This is a genomic window from Microbacterium sp. ACRRU, assembly GCF_022346945.1.
Classification (GTDB): domain Bacteria; phylum Actinomycetota; class Actinomycetes; order Actinomycetales; family Microbacteriaceae; genus Microbacterium; species Microbacterium mcarthurae.
Genome location: NZ_JAKRNI010000024.1, coordinates 36,508 through 43,221, shown reverse-complemented (window position 1 = coordinate 43,221; position 6,714 = coordinate 36,508). Strand labels below are relative to the sequence as shown.

The following is a 6,714-nucleotide window of genomic DNA, read 5'->3' as shown; positions in this document are numbered from 1 at the left end:
CCCATTTTACACCCCCACGCCGCCAACCGCCAACCCCGTTTTGGTCTGGGGGGCTGGTTTTTGTTTATAAGAGACCGCGGGTGGGCCGCGGCCGCCGCCGCGGCCGCCGCCGCGGCCGCGGCCGACGCTACGGCCGCTGCCGACACTGAGGCGCCCGCCGACGCGGCATCGGAGTCGTCCGCGAGCGAGACCTCGGCCGCGCCCGCCACCGCCGATGCGCCCGCCGCGGCCGACGCGAACGCCGACGCCGACGCGAACGCCGCGGCCGAAGGCGACAACGCCGAGGCGTCGGCATCCGCGGCCGAAGGCGATAACGCCGAGGACGCGACCGAGACGCCGTCCCGTGGCCGCAGCCGTAGCCGTTCGCGCAACCGCAACCGCAACAAGTCCGACAACGCCGACAAGGCCGAGACCGCCGCCCCGACCGCGGCACCCGCGGCCGACGAGGCCGAGGCGCCGGCGCAGAACGGTCAGCAGGCCCAGCAGCAGAACCAGGGCAACGGCCGCAACCGCCAGCGCAACAAGCGTCGCGGGCAGGCCACGACGGGCGACGAGTTCGAGACCGAGATCGGCGAGGACGATGTCCTCATCCCCATCGCGGGAATCCTCGACGTCCTCGACAACTACGCCTTCGTCCGCACCACGGGCTACCTCCCCGGCCCGAGCGACGTCTACGTCTCGCTCGGCCAGGTCAAGAAGTACAACCTGCGCAAGGGCGACGCGGTCGTCGGCTCGATCAAGCAGCCCCGCGAGGGCGAGCAGTCCACCCGTCAGAAGTACAACGCGTTGGTCAAGGTCGACTCGATCAACGGGCTGTCGGTGGACGACGCCGCCGGGCGCGTGGAGTTCGGCAAGCTGACGCCGCTGTACCCGCAGGAGCGTTTGCGCATGGAGACCGCGCCCGAGAAGCTCACGCAGCGTATCATCGACCTCGTCGCCCCCGTCGGCAAGGGCCAGCGCGGTCTCATCGTCGCGCCCCCCAAGGCCGGCAAGACGATCGTGCTGCAGCAGATCGCGAACGCGATCGCGCACAACAACCCCGAGGTCCACCTCATGGTCGTGCTCGTGGACGAGCGCCCCGAAGAGGTCACGGACATGCAGCGCACGGTCAAGGGCGAGGTCATCGCCTCGACGTTCGACCGTCCCGCCGAGGACCACACGACGGTCGCCGAGCTGGCCATCGAGCGTGCGAAGCGTCTCGTCGAGCTGGGTCGCGACGTCGTGGTCCTGCTCGACTCGATCACTCGCCTCGGCCGCGCCTACAACCTCTCGGCGCCCACCTCGGGCCGCGTGCTGACCGGTGGGGTCGACGCCTCGGCGCTCTACCCGCCGAAGCGGTTCTTCGGTGCCGCGCGCAACATCGAGAACGGCGGATCGCTCACGATCCTCGCGACGGCTCTCGTCGAAACCGGCTCCAAGATGGACGACGTGATCTTCGAGGAGTTCAAGGGAACGGGCAACAGCGAACTGCGCTTGAACCGCCAGCTCGCCGACAAGCGCATCTTCCCCGCGGTCGACGTCAACGCGTCCTCGACCCGTCGCGAAGAGATGCTCCTCTCACCCGACGAGGTCAAGATCACCTGGAAGCTGCGTCGCGCGCTCGCGGGCCTCGACCCGCAGCAGGCTCTCGAGGTCGTGCTCGGCAAGCTCAAGGAGACGCAGTCCAACGTCGAGTTCCTCGTCCAGATGCAGAAGTCGATCCCGGCTCCCGCGCGCGGAGACAACGGGCACGACAACGGCATCCGCTGAGCCGTGTCGGATTCCGGCATCTTCGAGTCCGTCCGCGGACTGCTCGACGAGCACCGGCAGGTCGAGCTCGAGCTCAACGACCCGGCGGTGCACGCCGATGCCGCGCGCGCGAAGCGCGTCAATCGGCGCTACGCGGAGCTGAACCGCATCGTGCACGCGTACGAGGCGTGGCAGTCGGCGTCGGACGACCTGGATGCCGCGCGCGAACTGGCCCGTGAGGACGCCGCGTTCGCGGAAGAGGTGCCCGCGCTCGAGGAACGTCTCGACGAGAGCCAGGAGCGCCTGCGCCGACTGCTGATCCCGCGCGACCCGGATGACGCCCGCGACGTGATCATGGAGATCAAGGCGGGGGAGGGCGGCGCGGAGAGCGCGCTGTTCGCGGCCGACCTGTTGCGGATGTACCTGCAGTACGCGGCATCCATGGGCTGGAAGACCGAGATGCTCGAGCGCAACGAGTCCGATCTCGGCGGCTACAAAGACGTCCAGGTCGCGATCAAGGGCTCTTCGAGCGATCCCGCGCAGGGCGTGTGGGCGCACCTGAAGTACGAGGGCGGGGTGCACCGCGTGCAGCGTGTGCCCGCCACGGAGTCGCAGGGGCGCATCCACACGTCGACGACCGGTGTGCTGGTGTTCCCCGAGGTCGACGAGCCGGAAGAGATCGCGATCGATCCGAACGACCTGAAGATCGACGTGTTCCGTTCCTCGGGGCCGGGCGGTCAGTCGGTCAACACGACCGACTCGGCGGTGCGGATCACCCACGTGCCGACGGGCATCGTCGTGTCCATGCAGAACGAGAAGTCGCAGTTGCAGAACCGCGAAGCGGGCATGCGCGTGCTGCGCGCCCGACTTCTCGCCAAGCAGCAGGAGGAGCGCGACGCGCAGGCGGCCGACGCCCGCCGGTCGCAGATCCGCGGCATGGACCGCTCGGAGCGCATCCGCACGTACAACTTCCCCGAGAACCGCATCGCCGACCACCGCACCGGGTACAAGGCGTACAACCTCGACCAGGTGATGGACGGCGCTCTCGGCCCGATCATCGAGTCGGCGATCGCCGCCGACGAGGAAGCGCGGCTCGCGGCCCTGTCCGAGGGCTGAGCCCTCGGCATCCGCGCGGTGCGGGCGCGCATAACTCCGGCAGATTCGTCGGTTTCCGTGCATGCCGTCGGTGGCGGGCGCGTCGTGCAGGAGTTGTGCGCGGCGGTAGCGCTCGGCGAGGGCCCTCGGCATCCGCGTCGGCGCTGGGCGGGCACAACTCCGGCAGACCCGTCGGTTTGCGTGTGCGCCGTCGGGGGCGGGGCGCGTTGTGCAGGAGTTGTGCGCGGCGGTAGCGCTCGGCGAGGGCCCTCGGCATCCGCGTCGGCGCCCGGCGGGCACAACTCCGGCAGACCCGTCGGTTTGCGGTGCGCCGTCGGGGGCGGGGCGCGTCGTGCAGGAGTTGTGCGCGGCGGGGGCGCTCGGCGAGGGCCCTCGGCATCCGCGTCGGCGCTGGGCGGGCACAACTCCGGCAGACCCGTCGGTTTCCGTGCATGCCGTCCGTGGTCGGCGAGTCGTGCAGGAGTTGTGCGCGGCGGGGGCGCTCGGCGAGGGCTGAGCCCCTCTAGACGTCCCAGACCGGTGGGTGGGGGAGGGGGCCGCGGCGGGCCTCGAGCTCCGCGCCCAGCGACAGCAGTGTCGCTTCGCCACCGGGTCGCCCGATCAGCTGGACCGAGACCGGGTGGCCGGTGGCATCCATCTCCACCGGCAGCGTGAGCGCGGGAAGGCCCGCGACGTTGACGAAGCTGGAGTACGGCGCGTACTCGACCTGCATCGCGAACGTGCGCTCGGGGTCGTGCCCGGCGTACCAGCCCACGGGGCGCGGGGATTGCGCCAGGGCCGGGGTCAGAACGGCGTCGACGTGGGAGAAGTCGGAGATGGTGCGGCGCTCGAACGCCCGCGCCTCCGTGAGCCCGCCGAGCAGGTCGGGTGCCGGCAACGCCCTTCCCTCGGCGACGAGCCACGCCGTCAGCGGTTCGACGAGTTCCATGTCGGCGTCGGTCAGCGGAATCCTCGCCGCGCTCGCGCGCCAGAGCACCCGGAACAGCTCCGGATAGCCGACCGGATGCCAGTCGGCCTCGGCCACGCCGTGTCCGGCGTCGCTCAGCCAGGCGGCGGCGGTGTCGAAGGCCCTCCGCGCAGCCGGATCCAGCACGATGTTCTCGTCGTCGTCCCAGGGTGACACGGTGGTGGCCCCGATGCGCAGGGCCTCGGCGGGTCGCCGGGCGGCGTCGACGAACGGGCCCCCTCCCGGCGCCGCAGTGGCGTACCGGAACGGGGCGAGACCCACGAGCGCGTCGAGAAGAAAGCCGGCATCTTCGACCGTGCGGGCGATCGGACCGGTGACGGAGAGGCCGTCGGGGGAGTCGAAACCGGAACCGAGGGGCAGCCGGCCTCGCGACGGCTTCAGCCCCACGACGCCGACCGTGGCCGACGGGATGCGGATGGAGCCACCCCCGTCGGACCCGACCGCCGCCGGCAGGAGACCGGCCGCGACCGCGACCGCGGCGCCGCCGCTGGAACCACCCGCGCCCGCCTCGGTGCGCCACGGATCGCGCGCGGGAGCGTGGATGAGCGGCTCGGTGAAGCCGGTGAGGCCGAACTCGGACGTGCTCGTCTTCCCGAGGCTCACCGCGCCCGCGGCATCCATCGCCTCCGCGAGGGCGTCGGATGTCCGGGGGATGACATCGGCGCGGGCGCGCGAACCGTACCGGGTGGGAACGCCGGCGCGCGCGACGAGATCCTTTTCGGCCGACGGGACACCCCACAACGCCCCCGCGGGGGCGGCCGCGGCGAGCGTCGACGCCCGCTCGAGAGCCGCCGCGCCCGTGACCTCCGCGAAGGCGCCGAGGTCGGCGAAGCGCTCGATCCGGTTGAGGTAGTGCGCGGCTAGCGCGCCGGGGTCGAGCGACCCGTCGCGCAGGGCCCGGGCCTGGTCGACGAGCGACAGATCGTGCAGGCGCGTCATACCTCGAGCCTACGGGCGGTGCTCCGTTAGCCTCGCAGCATGAAGACCCGGCTTCTGCGTGTGCTGGTGTACCTCGCCTTCGCTGCGGCGGGGCTGATCCTCGCCGACCTCTTCGTGGGAGGCTTCCGAATCTCGTGGCTGAACTGGTGGGGTTTCCTCGTCGCAATCGTCGTGTTCGCCGTCGTGCAGAGCATCGCCACCCCGGTGGCGATCCGCGTCGCGCGCCGACATGCTCCGCTGCTGCTCGGGGGCATCGGCATCATCGCGACCTTCGTGTCGCTGCTCGTCGTCGCGGTGCTGCCGTCGGCCGGCGTCCGCATCACCACCGTCGGCGCGTGGTTCCTGGCACCGCTGGTGGTGTGGATCGTGTCGGCCATCGCGACGTGGGCGCTTACGGTCGTGCTGATCGACCGACCGGCCCGGGCACTGTCGGCGAGGAAGCGCTGACCCCGGTCAGATCCAGTACTCGGGTGCGGTGAGGAGGGCCCGGGCGTCGTCGTCGGTCCGTCGTGCGCGCGGCTGGGCGGGCACGCCGACGAGGACGCTCTCGGGCGGGGCGTCCCTGGTGACGACGGCGTTCGCGCCGACCAGGCTGTGGGCCCCGATCGTGATCGGACCCAGGATCTTCGCACCGGCGCCCACGGCGACCCCGTCCTGCAGCGTGGGGTGGCGCTTGCCGCCCTCGCGCTGCCGGCCGCCGAGCGTCACGCCGTGGTACAGCATGACGTCGTCGCCGACCTCGGCGGTCTCGCCGATCACGACGCCCATGCCGTGGTCGATGAAGAAGCGCCGACCGATCGTGGCGCCGGGGTGGATCTCGATGCCGGTGAGCCAGCGCGCGACCTGAGAGAGGGCACGCGCCGGGAAGCGCACGCCGCGCACCCAGAGACGGTGCGCGACGCGATACGCCCACACGGCGTGCAGGCCAGGGTAGAGCAGGGCGATCTCGACCCCGCCACGCGCCGCGGGGTCGCGCAGCTTGGCCGCCGCGACGTCTTCGCGGATGCGGGACAGGACTCCCACGTCAGTCTTCGCGCAGGTGCTCGTAGAGAGCGGTGGAGAGGTAGCGCTCGCCGTACGAGGGGATGATGACGACGATGTTCTTGCCCGCGGCTTCGGGGCGGCGGGCGATCTCGAGAGCGGCCCAGATGGCCGCGCCGGAGGACATGCCGACGAGGATGCCGTCCTTCGCTGCGGTCTCGCGAGCGAGGCGGATCGCGTCATCGAACTCGACGTCGATGACCTCGTCGATGATGTCGCGGTCGAGGATCGCCGGAACGAAGTTCGGGCCGATGCCCTGGATCTTGTGGGGGCCGGGGTGCCCCTTCGTCAGGATGGGGGAGTCGGCCGGCTCGACGGCCACGACCTTCACCCCGGGAACGCGCTCCTTGAGGACCTGGCCGACACCGGTGATGGTGCCGCCGGTGCCGATGCCGGCGACGAAGTAGTCGACCTTGCCGTCGGTGTCGCGGAGGATCTCTTCGGCCGTGGTCTTGCGATGGATGGCCGGGTTCGCGTCGTTCTCGAACTGACGCGCCCACACGGCGCCGGGCGTCTCGGACACGATGCGCTTGGCCTCGTCGACCGCGTGCGACATGCCCTTCGTGGGGTCGGTGAGCACCAGCTCCGCGCCGAACGCCTTGAGGAGGATGCGCCGCTCCTTCGACATCGAGGCCGGCATCGTGAGGATGACGCGGTAGCCGCGTGCGGCGCCCACCATCGCCAGAGCGATGCCGGTGTTGCCACTGGTGGATTCCACGATGGTCCCGCCGGGCTTCAACTCTCCCGAGGCCTCGGCGGCGTCGACGATGGCGATCCCCAGCCGGTCCTTCACGCTCGAGGCGGGGTTGTAGAACTCGAGCTTGGCCAGGATCTGGCCCCCGGCGCCCTCCGCGACGCGGTTGAGGCGCACCAGCGGGGTGTCGCCGAACGCGGAGGTGATGTCGGAGTGGATGCCGGGCATG

Annotated in this window: 6 protein-coding genes; 3 read left to right on the top strand and 3 right to left on the bottom strand. The window is 71.2% G+C overall.

Translation table 11 applies throughout. From position 1 onward, the window contains the following. Positions 1 to 1,749, top strand: a 1,749-nt coding sequence (gene rho, locus MHY30_RS11370; protein WP_239277033.1) for a transcription termination factor Rho, incomplete at its 5' end; no start/stop codon positions are given. Positions 1,750 to 1,767: 18 nt separating this feature from the next. After that, complete coding sequence (gene prfA, locus MHY30_RS11365) at positions 1,768 to 2,844, top strand: peptide chain release factor 1 (protein WP_239277035.1); 1,077 nt, start codon at positions 1,768 to 1,770, stop codon at positions 2,842 to 2,844. Between the two features lie 502 nt (positions 2,845 to 3,346). On the opposite strand, the gene MHY30_RS11360 is transcribed toward prfA, so the two are convergent. Next, positions 3,347 to 4,750 (bottom strand): amidase, encoded by a 1,404-nt coding sequence (locus MHY30_RS11360; RefSeq protein WP_239277032.1) that lies wholly within the window; start codon positions 4,748 to 4,750, stop codon positions 3,347 to 3,349. Between the two features lie 39 nt (positions 4,751 to 4,789). Here MHY30_RS11360 and MHY30_RS11355 point away from each other — a divergent pair, with 39 nt between their 5' ends. Further along, a complete protein-coding gene (locus tag MHY30_RS11355; RefSeq protein ID WP_239277031.1) occupies positions 4,790 to 5,197 on the top strand; it encodes a phage holin family protein in 408 nt (135 codons plus the stop codon). A gap of 6 nt (positions 5,198 to 5,203) precedes the next feature. Here the strand turns inward: MHY30_RS11355 and epsC are convergent, their stop codons facing one another. Both epsC and cysK read right to left on the bottom strand, forming a co-directional pair. Next, the gene (gene epsC / locus MHY30_RS11350; RefSeq protein ID WP_239277030.1) at positions 5,204 to 5,773 is read right to left on the bottom strand and encodes a serine O-acetyltransferase EpsC; all 570 of its coding nucleotides are present in this window, start codon (positions 5,771 to 5,773) and stop codon (positions 5,204 to 5,206) included. A gap of 1 nt (position 5,774) precedes the next feature. Next, complete coding sequence (gene cysK / locus MHY30_RS11345; RefSeq protein WP_239277029.1) at positions 5,775 to 6,713, bottom strand: cysteine synthase A; 939 nt, start codon at positions 6,711 to 6,713, stop codon at positions 5,775 to 5,777. Between the last annotated feature and the right edge of the window lies 1 nt (position 6,714).